The 19,537-nt window shown below is 53.8% G+C and carries 14 protein-coding genes and 1 pseudogene; 3 read left to right on the top strand and 12 right to left on the bottom strand.

All coding sequences use genetic code 11. The annotated features are described in order from the left end of the window. Positions 1 to 31: 31 nt before the first annotated feature. The 3 genes from Hhyl6_RS23050 to Hhyl6_RS23040 form a co-directional block, all read right to left on the bottom strand. Positions 32 to 1,447, bottom strand: a complete 1,416-nt coding sequence (locus Hhyl6_RS23050; protein WP_483741559.1) for a hypothetical protein — start codon at positions 1,445 to 1,447, stop codon at positions 32 to 34. A gap of 784 nt (positions 1,448 to 2,231) precedes the next feature. Continuing rightward, positions 2,232 to 3,035 carry a DUF6036 family nucleotidyltransferase gene (locus tag Hhyl6_RS23045; protein WP_483741558.1) on the bottom strand — a complete coding sequence of 268 codons (804 nt, stop codon included), beginning with the start codon at positions 3,033 to 3,035 and terminating at the stop codon, positions 2,232 to 2,234. Beyond that, positions 3,032 to 3,958, bottom strand: coding sequence for a helix-turn-helix transcriptional regulator (locus Hhyl6_RS23040; protein WP_483741557.1), 927 nt, complete (start codon positions 3,956 to 3,958; stop codon positions 3,032 to 3,034). The genes Hhyl6_RS23045 and Hhyl6_RS23040 overlap by 4 nt, the downstream gene beginning before the upstream one ends. 138 nt (positions 3,959 to 4,096) lie before the next feature. Between Hhyl6_RS23040 and Hhyl6_RS23035 the strand changes: the two genes are divergently transcribed. Further along, the gene (locus Hhyl6_RS23035) at positions 4,097 to 4,420 is read left to right on the top strand and encodes a DUF6788 family protein (RefSeq protein ID WP_483741556.1); all 324 of its coding nucleotides are present in this window, start codon (positions 4,097 to 4,099) and stop codon (positions 4,418 to 4,420) included. Positions 4,421 to 4,986: 566 nt separating this feature from the next. Here the strand turns inward: Hhyl6_RS23035 and Hhyl6_RS23030 are convergent. The 9 genes and pseudogenes from Hhyl6_RS23030 to Hhyl6_RS22990 form a co-directional block, all read right to left on the bottom strand. Then, entirely contained in the window at positions 4,987 to 6,255 is a 1,269-nt protein-coding gene (locus tag Hhyl6_RS23030; protein ID WP_483741555.1) for an orc1/cdc6 family replication initiation protein, read from the bottom strand. 260 nt (positions 6,256 to 6,515) lie between these two features. Beyond that, the gene (locus Hhyl6_RS23025) at positions 6,516 to 6,890 is read right to left on the bottom strand and encodes a hypothetical protein (RefSeq protein ID WP_483741554.1); all 375 of its coding nucleotides are present in this window, start codon (positions 6,888 to 6,890) and stop codon (positions 6,516 to 6,518) included. 441 nt (positions 6,891 to 7,331) lie between these two features. Further along, complete coding sequence (locus Hhyl6_RS23020; protein ID WP_483741553.1) at positions 7,332 to 9,266, bottom strand: hypothetical protein; 1,935 nt, start codon at positions 9,264 to 9,266, stop codon at positions 7,332 to 7,334. A 182-nt stretch (positions 9,267 to 9,448) separates the two neighbouring features. Continuing rightward, positions 9,449 to 9,838, bottom strand: a complete 390-nt coding sequence (locus tag Hhyl6_RS23015; protein WP_483741661.1) for a hypothetical protein — start codon at positions 9,836 to 9,838, stop codon at positions 9,449 to 9,451. A gap of 39 nt (positions 9,839 to 9,877) precedes the next feature. Next, a pseudogene (locus Hhyl6_RS23010) lies at positions 9,878 to 9,946 on the bottom strand (zinc-ribbon domain-containing protein); the annotation flags it as partial. A gap of 221 nt (positions 9,947 to 10,167) precedes the next feature. Continuing rightward, positions 10,168 to 10,608 carry a DUF8160 family protein gene (locus tag Hhyl6_RS23005; protein ID WP_483741552.1) on the bottom strand — a complete coding sequence of 147 codons (441 nt, stop codon included), beginning with the start codon at positions 10,606 to 10,608 and terminating at the stop codon, positions 10,168 to 10,170. A 14-nt stretch (positions 10,609 to 10,622) separates the two neighbouring features. Beyond that, complete coding sequence (locus Hhyl6_RS23000) at positions 10,623 to 11,534, bottom strand: ParA family protein (protein WP_092818020.1); 912 nt, start codon at positions 11,532 to 11,534, stop codon at positions 10,623 to 10,625. A gap of 461 nt (positions 11,535 to 11,995) precedes the next feature. Continuing rightward, on the bottom strand, positions 11,996 to 13,303 hold the full coding sequence (locus Hhyl6_RS22995; RefSeq protein WP_483741551.1) for a tyrosine-type recombinase/integrase: 1,308 nt from the start codon (positions 13,301 to 13,303) through the stop codon (positions 11,996 to 11,998). A 94-nt stretch (positions 13,304 to 13,397) separates the two neighbouring features. Continuing rightward, a complete protein-coding gene (locus Hhyl6_RS22990) occupies positions 13,398 to 14,228 on the bottom strand; it encodes an IS5 family transposase (protein ID WP_483739087.1) in 831 nt (276 codons plus the stop codon). 583 nt (positions 14,229 to 14,811) lie between these two features. On the opposite strand from Hhyl6_RS22990, the gene Hhyl6_RS22985 reads away from it, so the two are divergent. Beyond that, positions 14,812 to 16,545 carry a hypothetical protein gene (locus Hhyl6_RS22985; RefSeq protein ID WP_483741550.1) on the top strand — a complete coding sequence of 578 codons (1,734 nt, stop codon included), beginning with the start codon at positions 14,812 to 14,814 and terminating at the stop codon, positions 16,543 to 16,545. Further along, positions 16,542 to 19,505, top strand: coding sequence for an AAA family ATPase (locus Hhyl6_RS22980; RefSeq protein ID WP_483741549.1), 2,964 nt, complete (start codon positions 16,542 to 16,544; stop codon positions 19,503 to 19,505). Before Hhyl6_RS22985 ends, Hhyl6_RS22980 begins: the two co-directional genes overlap by 4 nt. Positions 19,506 to 19,537 lie beyond the last annotated feature (32 nt).

Here is a 19,537-nt window from a genome sequence, read left to right as displayed (position 1 = left end):
GTCTTCGACTGGCAGCTACTCAGAAACTCTACTAGTCTTGTGTGTCTATATTCGTTCTCAATTCGTGTAGTGCGTGTGGCGCATATGACGTGCGACTCCCCGGATGGTGTTTTTCCCAGATAACGTACCCATTGGTCACGATCGGATCTTCAGGATCAACATCTCCAATTTCCCGTACCTCCGCGTTTCCATCCTCCCCCCACCGTACTGTGAAGTACCAACCTCCATCGCCACCTCGATAGTAGGCCTGTACAAGACCATTTCCAAGCCCGGTAATTGCGGTGGCAATCACACCGTCTGACGGCAATATTGAAAAAAGGTGGTCCTGTGATTCTGCCGAGAGTTCCGTTAGATCGATCTCATTGAATTTTCGCGGATCAAAGTTTTCGACAGGAATCTCAATGCGTGTGCGGCTGGGTTCTTCTGCAGAGCTGGCGATTCCCCAGAAATCGTTGAGCACGGATAAACCTGTGAGAAGGTCCTCATTTGTAGGACGAGTTTGCTCCATATCCACTGTCTCCTGAAGTTTCGCTATGGATACGACCAGACAGGTAGCACCATTTTTCAGGGTCACCTCTGCATCATCTACGAAATCCCTATGAAGGCGATACCCCATATGAAGAATCTTCAGTAACGCAACGCCCCCTTCAGAACATTTCTCCGGATTCAACAGGAGGTACAGCCAGTCCAAAGTAGTGATATTCTTCGGCTCCGGTTTCTGATTTGGATACCGTACCCGGAACTCGGTAGCTGATGTCCGTCGCATCGGTGTCCAGCGTACCCAGACGAAAGAACGCTCCATTGAACCTACCCAATACTCGATCAAGGCTCTCAGCGGCCGCGTCACCATCTTATAGACTAAGCGAGTAGGGAACGCCACATCCACAAAAAGGGGACGGGCCACACCTCCGCCCACAGATTTCCCCAAAGTCTTGTTATCTGACTTACTCACCGCTTCATCCGCTAAGTATCGGTCGTTAACCTCGATGGCGCGGACCACTCCTGTGAAATGTTTGCGAATCTCGTCTTCATTCGCAGTATTAAGAACGAAAACCAACTCATCGTTATTCAGCTGAAAGTCTGCGACCATCTGCCGGATCTCATTAGACGTAGCGATATGTTTAATCAGTGCCCACTCCTCCAACCGCACATCGCCCTCTACCTTCGCAGTAACACTGGTTTCTCCAGTAAATCCACCAACCACTGGAAGGGGCTTTGTGATTAACCGATACAGCAGACGTTCTGATTCACGCACCTCTATCCCAGTAATCGTCAAATTAAACCGGTTCTCTTTTTCAGATTCCGTCCACCCAGAATCTATCTTAACCAGCTCCCCTCGCAATAGTTCCTGACGCTCCTGTTCCGAATCAGGAGACGAAAACCAGTGAGTGAGTATCGTAACAATGACTGCTACAGCACTTATCGCTGCCACCGCGTACTCAGACACCACAAACCGGCATTCATCCTGTTCACACATAAATACTGGATACGCCAACAAAGACGGAACCTACACTTTGGAGAATGTCAACAGTTCAAAGCTCGATTATTATGCGCGTCAGATTTTTTAGGGAACCTCAAGAAATCTATGTTAGATGTTGGAGTCGCTTACTGAAAGTCTGCTCTCCGCGTTCCGAAACGGGGTAGCAATCCTGTTGATTGGAACTATATTTACAGTGACCATCACTCGACTCTATGACACGGATGAAAACGGAGTTCGAATCCGGGATCTGTACAGGAATAAGCGTCTGGTACTTGCTCTGGCTATCTCTCTACCTCTCGCGTCCGCAGTACTATTCGGATTCACGCAGCCTGTGTTAGTTCGCTCGTTTCAAGATCCACGTTTGTTGGTGACGGGGGTTGGAATTTTGCTACCACTTCTACTCATCCGGACGAATGACGAAGCTAAGAATTGGAACGTACTTGACGGAAATCGGGATACGTTAGCGATTATTGGTCTTTCGCTGCTACTTATATTTAGCCCGTGGTTTGGGCCACCCCTATTCAACTACCTTATTCAACAGATCACCGCGCTCGTAACTGGTATCATCGATTACGTTGTGAGAAGCGTGACCACATTTATCGATCAGACTATTCAGTCAATTATTGGGTTTGTGATGTCACTTCCCCTACAAGATATTGGAATCGGCATTGTCTTACTCTTGGTCTTGATTGCAGTCTTCAGGAGATAATTCGAAGCCTAGCAGTCCCGACAGGGGTAATAAAGTTGTATCCTACTCTGTTGGACGGACTGTCTCGTCGTCCCGGACGACTCTGTTAAATTCCGTAAGATACGAAATCCGTTTTCGAATCTCAGTAACGTCCAGCTCCAGTTCGGCGGCCAGTTCGTCGACGGTCATCGGTTCATCGAGTGCCTGGAGGACTTCGAGCCCCCGGTAGTACCTATTCGTGAACTCTTGGACGCGGCCCTCGATCGGCGTGGTCACCCCGTACCGCTCCTCGAGTTCAGCTAGAGCCTCGTTCGCGAACGTGGCAAACTGATCGTCCCCCAAGCGTTCGATCTGGGCTTCGAGTTCAGCCCGGACGACGTCGTAATCGAGGCCGGCCTGCACGAGCATATTCATGTCCTCGATGTCGTCGTCGCGGCCTGCGATCGCCTTGAACAGGAAGATATCCTCGTTGCTGACTAGTCGGACCGTCAGTCGATCCAGGTTGAGGAACGGCTCGCTGCGCTCTTGCATCCCGTCGGTGAGCACGAGCTTGTTCGCGACTTGCTGGTTGAAGATGTCTAGGCGACACCCATCGTCGTTCTCGACGCAGCTCGTCGCCCCCAGCGCCCGGTAATCTGGATCCAGCGACTGGACCTCCGCATACCCGAGGTCCATCAGGACGGCCCACAGCTGGCCGTACGCGTCGCCATCTGGAACGACCAGGTCGATGTCTTTCGTCGCCCCCTTGAGGTCGCGCAGCGACATCGCGCCACCACCGATCAGGTAGACCGTGAGCGGGGCTGAGAGGCCATCCGCGATTCGCTGGAATTCGTTCTCGATGTACTCGCGTCCGAATGTTGGTCTCATTGTGGTAGATCCACCTCGTAGTCAGCCGCCAGCTCCTGGAACTCGTCCCACTCCGGGAGCCGCTCGTCATCAACCTCACCGTGGGTCTCGAGGTAGCGGAGCAAGGCGTCCATTTCGTCTTCGAGGCCATACTTCGCCGCCTGCTCTCTGAGATTCTCCTCGTCAACGTCGACGTGGCTGAGTAGAAGGAGACAGTACGAGCGGTGGCGGCTGCCGTCGTCGATTAACAGCGTGTGACAGCAGAGCTCCGCCGGCGAAACTTCGTCAAGTTCCTCGGAGTAGACGTAGTAGCGGTGGCCGGTGAGCAGGAACTGGAGGTCGAAGGCCGCGAATCGAGCGAGGCCGGTTTCGTGGAACCCCTCTGCGTCGATCTCCGTCTCGGCCTGCGCGAGGAATTCGTCGTAGTCCTCCCAGAGAATCGTGCCCTTCGGGGCAACGGCTTCGAGGCGGTGGCGATGCAGATGGTGTACGAGTTCGCACGCGAACTCGTGGAGGCGGTCGAAGTCGGCGTTGAACTCGTAGTGTCCGTCGGCCGTCCCGACGAGACCCCGGTCGCGAAACCGCTTGAGAACCCGGTTGACCGTGTTGCGGTAGTTGTCGCTCCGGTCGGCAATCTCAGAGACAGTTCGCGGCTGGTCGAGGTAGTACAGCACCTCGAGTGCCTTGCCGGTCAGTAGCTCGGGAAAGTCGATATGGGAGTGCTGGCGAACGAGGTCCTGGTAGCGTTCGACGGCGCGAGCATCCGACGGGACGACTCGTTTTCGGCGGCCGTCGCGTTCCGTGTAGACGAGCCCTTTCTCGACGAGGTCGGCGACGGCACGAGAGAGGTAGCTCTCGCTGTGGTCGAGCTTCGTCGCGAGTTCGGAGATCGTGTCGCCGCGGTCGACCGTGGCGAGGACCTCGAGTTCGATGCGCCGGAGCACGGTGTAACATAGTACGAAACTTGTATATAAAGAAGTTTCGAGTAGTGTTACAGCCAGCAATCGCGAGAACCGTCTCCATCGTCTTAACCAACAAAACTATGGATTCGTGGCCCGTGTTGGTTAACACGAGAATAGCCGATGTCCTACGAACCCCCGACCCCACCGGCGAACCTCCCGACGGAGATCGTCAACTCGCTCAACGAGTCGGACGCGGAGCAGCTTCGAGACGTTGCGACGTACGCTGAAGCGCTCGCCGAGCACAAGGAACGAGAGGCCCGTCTCGAGGAGTCAGCAGATCAAGAAGAGGTCGAAGAACGGCCAGACGATCTCCCGGATGACGTTCCTGCCAAAGCGACGATCACGATCAAGGAGATCAACGACAATCGGTACTACTACTGGCAGTGGCGGGAAGGAGATTCGGTGACGTCGAAGTACAAAGGGCCGGTGAATCCCGACGAGTAGACGAGATGGAACTGTAGCCAGATGTTCGTTTCAACGTGATTCGTGGCGTAGCAGATGACACCCCCCAGAGTGTGAATGGGATCGGTTTACCCCACACCCCTCGGTGTGAATGGGCTACCAACCGCCACTCTCTAACGAAAGTTCACGCCGAGAGAAGACAGAGCAACACGGGGATAAATTACGCCTCGTTTACCCCCACACCCCTCAGTGTGAATGGTCCACCACCCAGGGTACCGCGATTAAGAAGTCCTTAACAGCAGAAGTCCTCACGCGGTATGAGGGTTCTCGCCTCAGTGTCGAAGCTTCGGCTTCGGCACGAGGCCTCGCCTTATAGAATACACCTACTCGGAGGACTGTTTAGACTCTTGTATAATAAAGATAACTATAACTGCGGTGCGGTGCAGTAGCGGAGTCGGAGCAGCTACCGTTGCAGACCGTGTAAGTCGCTCTCTGTGCCGTAATAGGTCTTTCAGAAGAACGAGCCAGCTTCTTACAGCTCGAGTTCGGCTCTGTCCCTACAACCGCCGTAGCCTATGGGGGACCATTCACACCGAGGGGTGGGGGTGTCACCATCCCATCAACGTCTGAAGCTCCGGCGTTGAGTTGATCAATCCAGTTCGAGTACTCGCTACGTCTCCTTGGAGCGAATACGATCTGAACTTTCCCTGGTCTCCGCCTTCCTTCTTTTTCGATTCGAGAACTCCTGTCGTTACGTGCTTGTTCAGAAGCTCGAGCGCACGATTGTACCCTTTGGGCTCTACTTCGACATCCCGTGCTACTGTTTGGTATACCTCGTGAATCTCAGACGTCCGGAACCATTCTTTCTCCGGATTATTCCGGTCAAGGCGTGTGAGAGCAAACAGAAGTAGTTTTCCGGACAACGGCGTCCCTTTCACCATCTCCATAAAGAGCTCAACTTCGACGAGCTCGTCAGCTTCGAGAACGTGATTTGCGGTCACGATCTCGTCGCCTTCTTCGTCAGCGATCTCGCCCGCATTCCGGAACAATCGGACTGCGCGTCGAGCGTCACCGTGTTCTTCAGCTGCGAGTTCAGCTGTGGTTGGAATCACTTCGTCATCGAGGACACCGTCGTAAAATGCGTCTCGTCGATTTTCGAGGATTGCGATAAGCTGATCTTCTTCGTACGGTGTGAACGTTCGGTGTTCTGGCTGGAGAGTCGATTGAACCCGTGACTCGATTTCTCCTTTGAATTCGATGTCGTTCGAAATTCCGATTGTAACGACTGGGAAATCAACGTCGTCTTTTGACTGTGCTCGTGAAAGCGTGTAGAGTACTTCGTTGACTTCTCCATGCTTGTCGATCTCATCGATAATGACGACGAGGCCGCCAGAGAACTCCCTCTGAACAACGGGCCACAACTTCTGATCCCGATAATGTTCTGCTGAGAGGCCCTGATAGGGAACGTCGAGCGGATTCTCTGCTTTCGCGTTCACCTGCTCTGCGATCTTTCGGAAGGTGGAGGTATACGTGGAGATGGGATCCGGATTAATGTACGCAGTAACGATCGGAGACTCCGTTCCTGCAGTTGCTGCCTCGAGTCGCTCACAGACGTGTCTGGCAACTAGTGTCTTCCCCGTCCCGGTTTCACCCCACTCCAGGACGTTATCCGGGACGCTATTTGTCCGCATTTTCCGGAGATTCTTCGCCAAGAACGTGATGTGACCGTCCCGGCCAACGATCCGATTGGCGTCAGGAACGTTATCGATCTCGAGCAACCATGGTTTCTCAAAAATATCCGATTCGTCTTCGCCATCCCCCTCATCGACATTTAAAATCTCGTCGACGGTTGTTTGCGTGGAATCGTTGTTTGTCATGGACGGACCAATTCGCCCCATTCACATATAGGTTGCCCACCCTCGGTGTGATTGATTTCCTCCCCATTCACACTCTGGGGGGTCTTGCTGAAACGGAGCACCCCCCAGAGTGTGAATGGGATTGACCTAGTCGCCCACTTGTGTTTCTGCTCGCTGCTGGGCGAGTGTATGTGTCCTCGATGCTAGCGGGTCTCCCGTTTCGGTCCCGGGCCTCCAGGACGCTCTGCAGACTCCGCCTCGCGAGACAGCCTCCCTCATCATTATGCGAACGTTGGATAGCTCCGTCCGTTCTGCTGGACGTAGGACTCCTCAACGATGTCGTCGATCTCCGTCTTGGTGAGGACGTCCCGCATTGCGGTCTGCTGGAACAGCCGGCGAACCTGGCTGAACCGATAGTCGGTGTAGAAGCTCAGGTCGAAGATCAGGGCGCGGGCTGCGTCCTCACGCGTCTCGTACGAGCGCGACGAGGACTCCCAGTCACCTTTCACGATCGGCATGATCCGGGCGCTGTTCGCGGCCGTCTGGAGCATCGTCCAGATCTGGTCGTCACTGAGTGGTTGTTCGAACCGGGGCGTCGGCTCGTTCGTCTGTGCATCGGTCGTGTCCGGCGAGCGGACGTTACGTTTCGAGCTCATAGTCGGTGGCCGCGCCCCGTCGCAACCTCGCGACGGGCGCGCTCCACCTTCGGTGAGGCGCGCCCCCGCGCCGGCCCGCCTCGCGATGGCCCAATCACCCAGGGAAATTCAACGAAGGAGATGCATGTCTCGATTCAACGGTGGAAGTTCAGGCATCGTTCAGAAAGGGACAAGTCACAGTGAGTCGCTTGGGACCAGTTCCGATTGAAAAAAGAGGGAAGGTCAGGAAGTCTGAGGTAGGACGTATAGAACTCTATACGTAGTGTCTCAGTTTAGCAAAGGGAAATCAGCTTAGTCCAGACGTAGGAAGGGTCGATTCTGCGTTAGAGATGGGATTCGGATGGTGTGAAACCGACGCGAGGCGGGCCGTCGCGAGCTGCTTGTGATTCCGCGGAAAATCAACCGATAGCGCATTGGTGGGGGTGATAATACTTTCGCCCACTACTCGAGTTCAGGCAGCCGCACGTGGGCGGTATGCGGAGCGTCAGCTAGGCCGTTGGCACCCCACGTGTATGGCTGGTAGTCATCACGGGAAACATACCCTTCCGACCGGAGTCGCTTCAGCCAGTCCCGGGTTTGCTTCTCGCCGATTGAGACTCCCTCTCGATTTGCGATCTCGGCGGCTGTCCCCGGGCCCTCGTCCAGGAGCGCGCGAATCACACTTCGGTGCCCCTCGGAGCGCTCTTCGATCGTGACAGCCTCTGGCCCGACCGTGACCATCTCGGATAACCACTCAGGGAGTACCCCTGTGTGGATGTAGACCGTCGCAGCCGTCGTTCGGCCGAACCGGAGGACAGCTTGGGCAATCTTGTGTTCGCGATAGTGCCGGAGAAACGGCCGTTCAGGAATCCCGTAGTCGAGGTCTGTTCCCTTCCTCTCGTCACCTCTAATCGCCGTGTAGCCTTCTAGTGCAGCCGTAATCTGAAGCGGACGGTCTCCCGGGTGGGGGGAACCGAGTACGACCCCCACCTCCGTCCCTGTGAAGTCGTTGCTACTCCGGAGCGCGCCGTAGTGTTTGACGTCCGCAATTCGGTCAGTTACTCGTTCGATGTCGATAAACGGCTCACTGGGTGGCTCTTCGAAGAGACGCTCAGCTGCACTCTTGGTCGTGATGACGCCTGGTGTTGTATCGTGGCGATTTGCGACAGCCTCGATCACCCCAAAGTCGCCCCGTCGATTGACGTATTCACCACTGCTGTATGGCTTGACGTGCGAGGTCGTCTGTACGAACTCGTAGCCGATGACGTCGCGGAGATACCGGGCCCGACAGTCATCGCAAAGGACTCGCCAACTCACTATCTCGTCGACGCCGAGCCGTCCGCGCCAGAGTTCTTCGACCGGCGTTCCGTCCAGTCCAACTACTGCTCGAGCAGCATCAAGAGTCGGCGGCCGTCGAATGACGACCCGTGATTCGGCGTGATCGTAGACAACCTGTGATCCGTCTGGAAGCTCGACATAATCAAGTCCTGCTTCTTCCCGAAGTTGATCGTCCCAGTCATACTCCGTCGGTGCGGTATCGCCAATAATCGGTCCGCCGAGTTCGAGCATAGCGAGCACTGCAGTCGGGGCCTCGGCATGACCGTCATCGTCGTCGACTGCCTCCGTTGGACGGGCAATAGAGGTGTTATCTGAGAGTTCGTCACGAATCGCATCTCGTATCGCCTCCATCCCCTCATTTGTTGCAGCTCCAATCAACCCGAAGTGATTGTCTATCGGCAAGTCGTCGTTCTTGCTGAGAAAGGTTGATATCGCTGTTGAGAGTTGATTTGCGTCAAACTCCGTTCGATAGGCGGTTCCTGGGTCTTCGTCGAAGATGACGACGCGGTCGTCTACGACGCGATCAAGGGCGGCGTGGGCTGGCCCGCCGACGATGACGTCTGCCGCCTCGACCGCGTCCCAGCGTGCGAGGTATGGACAGTCACCGTCTTGCATACAGGGCAACACATCCTGCAGATAGTAGTGAAGATACGTCGGTGAGGCGCCCCGCGACCGATAGTCGTTGATTCGTTCGGCCCAACCGGATCCGTGATCTCCTCGCCGGGTTGGACACTCCCGGTCGAGTGTTGGAACTTCAACTACCGCTTTCTGATGTTCGGCAGCGAGATTGAGGTGTACGTCTCGCGTCTCGTACCGGTGCGTGAGGATTGCAGCTGGGACGTCTAGGTCGAACGCGGTCTCTGTTGCATGTCGTGTTTTCCCGATCGTGGGGAGGCCGTCGATGATTACTGGTGGTGCCTGCTCGTTGTCGAGCTGTGCCTCAATTGCCTCTTGAATCCCATCTCGGCACGCATCCCAGACGGTTGCTTGAGTGAACTCGCCCTGTTGGGAAGCTACGTGAGCACCCCGGCAGCAGTCATCAGGATCAGCACCAGCCATCTATCTGATCATAGGGTGGTGACGAGTTAATCGTCTCGATTGAGCGACTGGTTAGAAACTGATCACCCCTTTGAGGGTGGAGCATGTAGGTACGGCGTTAGAGTGTTCGATTCAGGACGTTCGCGTACGTAACCTCTCGATACAAGTGCGTGCATAGACGAGGATTCTCGCTGGGTACACCCCTAACTATCGAGTTCCTCCCCGGCAATCTCGAAAAGCTTCTGGAGTCGCTCGTTGAAGTCGTCCTCGAACTCGGTATGGAGAGATTCGTCGTACATCCGTAGAGTACGAGAAAGGCCGATGGCGGCCAGCCAGTCGCGGAACTGATTGCTATTCATGTCTGCAACTGGCATGTCCAACGCGGCGGAGCTGGAACCAGCTGCCCAGAGGCGGAGCAGATCTAACTCCTTCACCATCGCGAGACGGGCGAAATCTGCGAAGGCAGCACTCACTTCTCGCGACAATTGGGTATACGAAACCGAGTCTCTGTCCAGCTCTTGCTCTCCGTTCAGTAGGTCGTTGACGTACGAGAGTGAGCGCAACGAGAGGAAGCCCTCGCGATCGACGGCCATCGGAGGCCCGTTTTCTGACTCTGCAATATCAGAAAGCGCCTGACCACATGACCCACAGTAGTGATGAATGTCTTTGACTTGGTCTCCGCAATTCGGGCAGTAAGGCATACTGACTACTGCAACTTGCGACTACACAGACTTTGCTAAGGATCTCTTTTCAGGACGGATTATAGATAGGGGGCCGGTCTGACCTTTCCCAGCCACGACTCGATAGTATAGTGAATGACGATTCATTTTGGCTTTCAAAAGAACAGGAGAGGGTCGATTTTGAGAACCTCGTTCGATACCAGGCCATCCTCTTAACATTCGGGATTCTGTGAATCAGTGATTCACTGATCGCCGTCTTCCTTGGCGAATTCGCGAATCTTCTCCTTCGTTTCCTCCTGGTGCTCGCCGAACGCTACCTCGAAAACACCGCGGTAGAAATGCTTGTTTTTCTCCAGCGTGATGTCCTCGCGTTTGAGCTGCTTTTTCAGGCGAGTGAACGTGATCTCGATGTCCTCGCTTTGCTCCGGTTCAACGTATATCGTGGCTGAATCCCAATCTTCGCGGATGTTCAGCGGTTCGTCATCTGTCTCTCCTGCCTCATTGGTCGACGAATCAGTATCGGTCGTGGATGCGGTTCTCTGCTGATCTGATCGATCCTCGGTTGCTGCCGCAGTTTCACGACCCTGTTCTTCCGATTCCTCCGACGTCTCTGTGGTCTCCTCGTCTGCGACCGCGTCCTCCTCATCCACCTCGTCTGAGGGATCCTCGAACCGCTCGTCCATTCCCCGGGGCATTCTTACGCCTCCACCTGCGTTTTGTCAAACGCTCGTTCCATCGTCTCCGCAACCTCCAGGAAGAGGTCGCGCTCTACTTGCTGGTCGTTCGCGTCTTCCCATCCGAAAATATCTCGTCCGTTGTCCCACGCACGCTGGATTGCTACTCGCATTGGGAGTTTGAAAATCGGTGCCATCGACGCGAAGGACTCGTCGAAGGAGTTGAGGAACTTTTGCGACTGACCGTCGTCCCGGTACATGTTCGCCAGGAGTCCAACGATTGCGATCTCGATCTGCTGGTTGTCCTCGATGGACTCCAGCTGGTCCCACAGATCGTCAAGTGCATCCCGTGATGTTGCTTGGGTCTGTGCAGCCAGGAAGACGTTCTGAGCCGCGATGAAGGCCGCGTCCGTCAGGACTGAGAGGTCGGGAGGGCAATCGACTACGATAAAATCGTAGTTGTATCCGTCGTCAACCATCTCTTCGAGGGCGAGTTTCAGCGAGAGACGAGCATTCGCATCGTCCATCCAATCTCGAGCAAGGCCCATGTCCTTGTGACTGGGAATCAAGTCGAAGTTCAGATGGTCGTACTCATCGGCTTCGATCACGATTTCTGAAAGACTAGTATCGTGCGTGCGCGGATTGTCGACGAGTACGTCGAGTAGGTTCTCGTCATCGGTGACTAGTGTGTTGGGGAGTTCGTTCTTCGGGCTTGATGGATCGTTGTCGTCGCCCGGACCCAGTCCAAGCCCTTTCGTCATGTCGGCCTGTGGGTCCATATCGATTGCAAGAACATCGTGGTCGCGAGTGGCCAGCGCCGCGGCACTGTTGATCGTCGCCGTTGTCTTTCCTGTCCCGCCTTTCTGGTTGCCGAAGGCGATCGTGGGGATGCCAGTCGATGGTGTGACGCCCCATCCACGAGGTGTCTCGGTCATAGTTCGATCATTGAATCAATGACTCATAAATCCATGTCAGACACTCAGTTGTATCTCTCTCAATGCGATCCTGTCGTATATCGGCGTTTGAGGGGCTAAGAGCCATGATTACCTCTTTCCCGAGCACTGTCTTTGAATCATTGACTCACAGACTCAATGATTCACAACGTCAGGATTTCACTGATTCATTGATTCATTGATTCATTGATTCAGTGATTTCGTGATACGGGTCTGGTGTTCCTGAATACTCAACTCAATGCTTCAGGCACTCACTGATTCAGTGACTCAATGAATCTCTGAGTCGGTGAATTTATTCTCTCCATCATGGCAAATGACGCTATAGATCATGGACTCTTTGATTCTTAACTTCCAGAAGTCAATACTTCATTGACTCTGTGACTCATTGATTCAGTCATCAACCGAGGACAGACATTTGGAATAGCTCGACAGATGGGTTGATGTTACGTTCTCTCTCCGAAGGCTGCGTTAAGTTGGTCTCGCATGAATTCTCGTCGGACTCGGCGAGCACGCGAGTCAGACAGGTAATTTTGCATCACTACCCGAGGATCGCTACTACCTTGCTCTGCAGCGATTTCGTCAACACCTTCGAGAACGCCTTCGAGGACTGCTGTATAGGTGTCGTACCAGAATCGACGACAGAGCTGTGGACTCGGTCGTTCACCCTCGATCCGCTCGGGGAGATCTGCTTCCAATGCAAGATTTTGGAACCAATTCCGGATTGTATCTCGGGTCACGTACGGCGTTTCTCCCTGAGAGGAGGGGAACAGGTATCCAGTCCACGTATCGTCTTCCGCTAGCTCGTCGATTCGGGAGTCGAGAACGTCCATTCCGTACAGGAGAGACACCTCACCGGGCCCGTTCTTGCGACTCTCGAACGTAATGAAGGGGATGTCGTCTTCGGGAACGTCACGGTGGAACTGCGATACATGGAGTGCGGCGACCTCACTTGCACGAAGTCCCCAGCCAGCTAACGCCACCACGAGCAGCTGTTCTCGCGTTGTCTCCGACGCCTGCATCAGTTTCCGAATCTGATTCGCTGAAAGCGAAGGTGTGGGTGAATCTTCGACTTCCCACTTGAATTCGTCGTAGAGGCCGCTCGCAGGGTTCATCGAGGCAACCCGTCGACCGACTAGATGCTGATACCAGGCGTCGACGACGCGCCGCACACGCTGGAGAGTCTGGGCACTGTATTCGCGTTTAGTTCCCTCATTCAACCAGTCGAATGCTGCATAGCACGCGTCAACGGCTTCGTAGTCTGGATTCTCTTGATCTCGTTGAATCGGTGTAAGGAGGTCATCTGTCCCGTTTGCCTCTCGATAAGCACGGACGTAGAGATTCAGTCGCGTTCGCAGCGCGTCGACGGACGACGTCGCAAGGCTGTATCGTGATTTCCGCCGGTTGAGGAACTGTTCAAGGGCGTCGATTGTTGCATCATCCGTTGTTGCCCATGTGTAGCCCTCTTCATCATCACCGAGGTCGAGGTCCTCGTTCCAGAACTCCCCGAATGAGCGGTCGTGATGGCGACGGAGAGCCGCGAGGAATGACCGCGCATCGTGATCCCGAAACCACTGGTGGGTAGGCTTCTCGCCTCTCGGATCGATACCCTCTGCTTCGAGGCAGGGGGCAATCTCGTCCCAATACAGGTCCGTGAAGCCCTCGAGTGAACACGAGGTCCATCGGATACCATCGAATGATGGCACCCGCTCAGCGTCGATCTTGCCATCCTGCTCGGCATCCGATCGGCTCATTGTAGCGATCTCTGGGGGACTCGACCGTCCGAAATTGGATTGGCGCAGAATTCGGTTAGAAAGGCTGTGTTGAATCGCCATAAGGCAGTGGGATTCACTGTTTCACGGCACGCTTGATGTTATAGACGACACACATCAGAGCGATTTCTCTGAACTCACGGAACCAGGAACGCGCTCGCACGGCGAAGCCGAGCGAGCGCTTCACAGCCGAGTTCACAGTTTCTGTCATAGAGCGCTGATTGTAGCGTCGTTTGTCGATTCTAGCGTTGTGAGCGTGGTCGTAGGGAGCGAAGATACGGTGCTTGATGAGCGGTCTGATGCCGAGTTCACGCAGTGCTTCGCGGAGCGCTTGCTTGTCATAGCCTTTGTCGGCCGCTAGAGACCGCAGATCGCCCGCGTTCCGGCGGGCGATCTGCTCAGCGAGATCTGCGTCGCTTCCTTCCCGAGTTGTTGAACAGTGTACGTCAAGAATGGCTTGAGAGTCTGTGTCGACGAGTTTCGTGACCTTCAGCTTCTGTACGCGGTAGCTGATTCGCTGGCAGTAGTGGCGGCTCGCAGCTGAGCGTTCGTAGAATGTAGCGTCGATAGCGGCGTGTTTCGATGGGTCGTGTAGCTGCGCCGACTGGCGCAGCAACACTCGACAAACGCTCATACTGATCCGGTCGAACGCCTTACACAACGTGGATGGAGAGGGGAGATCGGCCGCTTCAAGGCCGATCTCCCCGGTTATTTGTGGCATCTCTTTGAGCAGGTCGATCGTCATTCGGTAGGACGCATCCAGGTAAATCCGCAGACAATGCAGGGAAACGAGAGCATAGTCGGCGAATCCGCCGCCACCTTCCGGGGCGGCGGATTCGTCTCCATCACCGGTAACAACTTGAGCAATCGGCACAATCTCACCAGTGAAGCGGGAGATTTGTGTCATGGACAACCGAATCGTCCCGCTTCAACTCCTTTGATTTAGCGACCTATCCCGACGCCGTCTAGTGATTCAACACAGCCGTTAGAAACCTAGTCGCGGCCCAGTATGGCGATTCTAAGAGTGGCATATTCGAGTCGTTCAGCGTTTCAATCGGATTCCTTATCAGTTTGTGGGTTGGGCAGACCAATTCAGTCTGCTAAACCCATACCAGATCTTGTGTGAATATGCCTATTGGGAATAAATGTTATAACGCTATACTTAATCAGCAACAAATTTTGTTTTCCTCGAAGCAACAGTATTATCTCTGAGTACCACTCCAGATGGATTCATAGTGTTAGATATGCCCGTCGTCTTCGAAAATCACCAGCCGTCGGATGTTTTGGGCGCCAACACGAATGAATGGAAGATTCTTCGATTCCTCGCAGAAACTTTGGCAGCGTCGGTATATCCCGTGAATGAGTTAGAGACGCACTGTAGGAGCTCGCCCAACCAAGTTGATGCCAATTGTTTGGTAAGCATTTAGCGCCGAATTGCGAAATTATATCAGCACAACATGACATAAGATATCATAACTCACCTATCACCAATGTCTGAGTCCGACCGAATTCGCGAGGCTGGAAGAATCCTCACTGGATTTGATACTGAGCGGTATGAGGTATTTGCAGAGGACGACTCGCAAAACATCGTTACGATTTGGCAACCACGCGGCAGGGTGGAAGACATCACCGTCTTTCCGAAACCAGTCGGTATGCACTTGAAGGCCGAATCGTTCCTCCAGCGGGCGTCCGAAGAGGATGCCCACCTCGCAGCAGCGCCGGAGTGGGCCTACAATATCGATTGGATTGAGGATCATGATGACTTCCTCTTCGCGGATACGGGTCCACTATTTGTCCTTGGGTGCGCCCCCGTTCAAGTAGACGAAATGGAGACCCGGCTCGCCGAATTGAATGAGGAGTACGACTGCTATTCAGCGGAAGGTGAAACTGATGGGAGCCCCGCCGTGCCAGACGAACCGGGAGAATTCGTCACACCGACAATCATCCCAATAGCTGCGAATGCGAGGCGTGGTGAGGACAAAGACGCGTTATTTGTCCAATTTAAGAACAAGCACATGAGCAGCCGTGCGAATGATGTCGAGCTAAAGAGGCTCTGTGAGGGCACAAAGATCTGGGGCTTCCGCTTTTTGAGCGGTGCTGCCGTTGTTCCGTGGACATGCTCCGATGTAATGCAGAGAGAACTCAAAAATGAGGTTCTTACATTCTGCCAAGACGGTCCCTCGTATTCTGTCCATGTCCAATGCAACCCCGATCCATTCAACAAAACGTGGGTCAACTATCGAAAGGAACTTTTTGAGACCGAAGCCCAGGTGTCGTGTATCGTCGCAAACTGGGGGAGTGTGCCACCGATCGGCCCCTTTGGCTATTCCGGGATCTACACTACAACAGATGATTCAACTACGCTGGAGTCAGAGTACAACGACTCATACGAGCGAGGAGGGTTGGTAGCGACCCAACCGGACATTGGATGTGAGTATCTCTGCCTCATCCCGGATGACATCGTAAGTACAGTCATATTCCGACGAAAAACAAACCACGGAACGCCCAGTGGGTCGGCGATGATGGCAGATCTCAAAGTCTCAACGACAGCTGTATTCGATACAACTGCAGATGAGTACCAACACAAAAATCCGGTCTATCCGGCGCCTGAACCAGATCCCTGCAAAGAGTGGCGAGAGCAGCTTAACACGACCCCACTCAACCGAGAGCTGTTGACCGCACTCCTTCGCGCAGAAATTGAAGCGGACAGTCTTCCAGAACAATTTCCCACCAACCAGAAAGTTTCTTGGGAATGTGTTGAATCCCTCAACGGCGAGATGTCTGAAGAATTAGGGCATCTCTTGGAGGATCACCCACGTCGACGTGGTGCCGGTGAGATCACGCCGAGTACGAGGGATGCGCCTGAAACAATTGCCGAACGGCTAATGGAAGCACTCTCATTTGCAGAGGATGAAGCCGATATTGTCCTCAAGAACGCCTTTGACCGAACCGACGTTCCGGTCAACGCAGAATATCGGGTTGAACAGGTTCCCATCTGTTTGACGACGCTTCCCAACTCAACACCTAACAGTGAGATCGACCGAGCTCGCTGGTTCGTAGAGTGGTTGCGAGTAGACGGAGTCAATTTCAAACCAGTTGCGCTGACTTCAAATTTCAGCTCCAGTAAAGTGAAGACACTGGCCGGATATGAGGACGTCTCTAATATGGTTCGTAATCCAGAGCGAGTCGATGCAACCGATGGATTGGAGGAGATCACGCTATGAACGGATACAATCGCCTTGTACGGCTATACGATGAAGAACACGTAGAACAGGTAGAGGGTTCGGACGAACTCTATAAAATCACACATCCTCGAAGAGGGTACGATGACGAGACGATCCTTGTTCGGTTTATACAACCAGATGATGACTTGGACGAGCTCGAAACGGAAGACAACCGCCAGCTCGAGGTTCTGTTCTATGATGATGAAATCCCGAACCAGTGGAACATTCAGCTTTTCTGGGCATATCCCGACGAGATGGACATAGACGAATCAAGGCGTACAACGTTCGAGTCTAATACGCGATTTGCGATACGACGGTTTGTCGCCATCGACTCGTTGGATGCGTTTCTGCAACCGCTCCAAACAGTTATTCGAGATCTCGAATCGATGGAAGTCGAGTTCAACCGGGGAGAACTTATCCAGGAGATTCTCGAAGCAGATCTGGGGCTTCTCTTTGAGACCGACTCAACCAACCGGGATGAGCGGCTTGAAAAACTACGCAAAGGAAGTGATTTGGAGGCTGGACCCACGAAACCGAATTTGCCGAAGGGACCTGAGGGAATCATTGACTCAGTAGAATTGGGGCCAGACTTCCGCCGACCGGCTAGCAAGAGAACGCTGGATGCAAAGCCGTTCACACTTCTCTACGGACGGAATGGGAGTGGCAAGACTAGTCTTCTTGATGCGGCCACGCTTGGAATGGTTGGGCAAGTCCGAGGTGAGACTACTCAGCGGAGCTGGAAATATCGTGACTTGAATGTGACCCTCACAGGCAACGGAGACGGACCGGTCCGGCTTTCGAATGACACGTCCGACGTGGCTGATCGAATCAGCGCTTGGTACGGCTTTCGACCAGAGGGTAAGGCAACACGTCACACCGAGTTCTATCATGTGAATTATCACGAGGCAGGGTCGACTACGCGACTCGCAGAACTCGATACGGACCTGGATATTGAACAAACAATCCGGCGTTCGTTGTACGGGGAGCAGTTGTCGAAGGCCCGTAGTGAAAAAAGAGAGTTGGTAAAAGAAGCCGATAGCCGGATTGAACAGGAAGAAAAGCGGATTGCGGAGTTGACTGCCGAAATCAGAGAACTGGAGAATAAGGCTGATCGAGCAGAGAACTTGTTTTCTACTGCACGGACAGCTCGGGAAGAACTATCGCCAGGGATGAGAGAGCTCATTCCGAATCCTCCGTCGCACCGCCATGACGACGAAGGAAGTGGGGATTCCAACGAAGAGTGGGTCGATACCTGGACAACCTGGGGTGAACGAGTTGCTAGGCTTGACGAGAGTCTTAAGAGTGCGGGCCTGAGCAGCGATGAGCCAAAGACGCCTGAAACGTTAGCATCCGAGCTAGCTACCGAGAGAAACCGAACAGAAACAGCGATTGACAAGCTTGAGGATATTGAAGAGCGCCAAAATAAGCAGAAGCAGTTAAGAGAGCTTCAGGAAGAACTCAATAGCACACGCTGGGGAGAGGCACCGCCAACTGTCGCTTTTGTTGCAATCATCCTCTCAACTGAAGAATTCGAGATTTCAGATCTCCACGCCATAGAGAAGGCACTCTCTGATGAAGGTCCTGAATCAGAGGAGTCGCTCGAAAAATGGCGAACACGGGTAACGGCTGTTCTCAAAGAGGAACTCGAAAGACTCTCTGAGAAGCGAGAGACGATTCGAGAGATTTCTGACCTACAGGCGAGGCGTGAGGAGCTCTTAGACGAGATTCGCTCACAGACCGAGGAGTATCTTGATATCACTGACGAGGTTGCACACTGTCCAGCCTGTTATCTCGAGCAAACAGAAGCGTCGATTCGAAACCGAGAGCCACCAGAGGGTCTTCTTTCCTCGGAATCGGGAGTCCCAGATCAGCTACAAGCGGATATCGAACGCATTGAAAATGCACTCGAAGTTCTGGACCGACCCACTTGGGCAACGGTAACGGACAAATTCGAGACCCAGTATGGTGATGTTTGCCGTGCTGAAGACTTCTGGGGAGTGTTTGAGCGAACGAGTTTTGAGTCTTTGCCAAGCGTGTCCGACGCTCACGTCACCAGATTTGGTGAGGCGATCCGACAAAACACGCTCTGGGATCTTAGCAGTGGAGAAGCTATTGAATTAGTGAGAAATACTCACCAGGAAACCACAGAGACGTTGGAGTCACTGGAGAAATCCGTCGAAGACTTCGCTAGACCGATTGATGACGTTCAGAAAGCCATTCAGCGACTAAACGATCGGCGTATAGAGCTTGACGCTGGCATTCAAATCCTCGAGGATCACGCAATTGGAGAACACCAACAGAACGAGTTTCGTGTGGCAGCTGATCGAACAGTGCTGCACACCGCCAAGTCGGAGTTCCAAAGCGATGCAGTCGTCGTTGAGTCGGTCGCGCAGATCAACGAGCAAATCGACAAAAAGCAAACTGATCTGGATCACCACCAACACAGGAAGGAAGGTTATGAAGACGGCATTGAGCGATTACAAACCGTCTTCGACAAAGCGGGAGGTGACGAGAATCTCACAGCATATGTCCGGGAACATATGTCGGCAATAACGACGCTGTTTCAGGCGTTCCAACGCCCGTATCAATTCAATGAGGTGCAACTCAATGACGACGACGAAGTTCGTGTAATTCGCCGGGGGCAGGATGACCCGAAGCCAGAGCCAATCACTGATATGAGTTCAGGCCAACGGGCTGCCTTAGCACTCGCAATCTTCGTGACGAACAATCTCACCCATGCACATGCGCCGCCAGTGATGCTGCTGGATGAGCCGTTCGCACATCTGGACGATATTAACACGATTTCATTCTTCAACTTGCTCATTGAGCTGGCAACACGCCGAGATGGTGAGCAAGACCGGCAAGTGATCTTCGCGACTGCAAATGAGGACATTGCAGACCTGTTGGAGCGGAAGATTGGTGACTCGCCCAAATTTGACCGAACCCCCATTGAGGGATAGGCTTCGGTATCGATTATCCTTGTCACCCTCTG

The organism is Haloarcula sp. H-hyl6, from assembly GCF_056934455.1.
Note: the sequence above shows the minus strand (reverse complement) of the source record. Positions and strands in the feature narration are given on the sequence as shown.

Excerpts from the sequence above, each read along its gene's own strand:
- Hhyl6_RS23045 (WP_483741558.1), bottom strand. The coding sequence starts at position 3,035 with ATGAGACCAACATTCGGACGCGAGTACATCGAGAACGAATTCCAGCGA.
- Hhyl6_RS23035 (WP_483741556.1), top strand. The coding sequence starts at position 4,097 with ATGTCCTACGAACCCCCGACCCCACCGGCGAACCTCCCGACGGAGATC.
- Hhyl6_RS23030 (WP_483741555.1), bottom strand. The coding sequence starts at position 6,255 with ATGACAAACAACGATTCCACGCAAACAACCGTCGACGAGATTTTAAAT.
- Hhyl6_RS23025 (WP_483741554.1), bottom strand. The coding sequence starts at position 6,890 with ATGAGCTCGAAACGTAACGTCCGCTCGCCGGACACGACCGATGCACAG.
- Hhyl6_RS23020 (WP_483741553.1), bottom strand. The coding sequence starts at position 9,266 with ATGGCTGGTGCTGATCCTGATGACTGCTGCCGGGGTGCTCACGTAGCT.
- Hhyl6_RS23015 (WP_483741661.1), bottom strand. The coding sequence starts at position 9,838 with ATGGCCGTCGATCGCGAGGGCTTCCTCTCGTTGCGCTCACTCTCGTAC.
- Hhyl6_RS23005 (WP_483741552.1), bottom strand. The coding sequence starts at position 10,608 with ATGGACGAGCGGTTCGAGGATCCCTCAGACGAGGTGGATGAGGAGGAC.
- Hhyl6_RS23000 (WP_092818020.1), bottom strand. The coding sequence starts at position 11,534 with ATGACCGAGACACCTCGTGGATGGGGCGTCACACCATCGACTGGCATC.
- Hhyl6_RS22995 (WP_483741551.1), bottom strand. The coding sequence starts at position 13,303 with ATGAGCCGATCGGATGCCGAGCAGGATGGCAAGATCGACGCTGAGCGG.
- Hhyl6_RS22990 (WP_483739087.1), bottom strand. The coding sequence starts at position 14,228 with ATGACACAAATCTCCCGCTTCACTGGTGAGATTGTGCCGATTGCTCAA.
- Hhyl6_RS22985 (WP_483741550.1), top strand. The coding sequence starts at position 14,812 with ATGTCTGAGTCCGACCGAATTCGCGAGGCTGGAAGAATCCTCACTGGA.
- Hhyl6_RS22980 (WP_483741549.1), top strand. The coding sequence starts at position 16,542 with ATGAACGGATACAATCGCCTTGTACGGCTATACGATGAAGAACACGTA.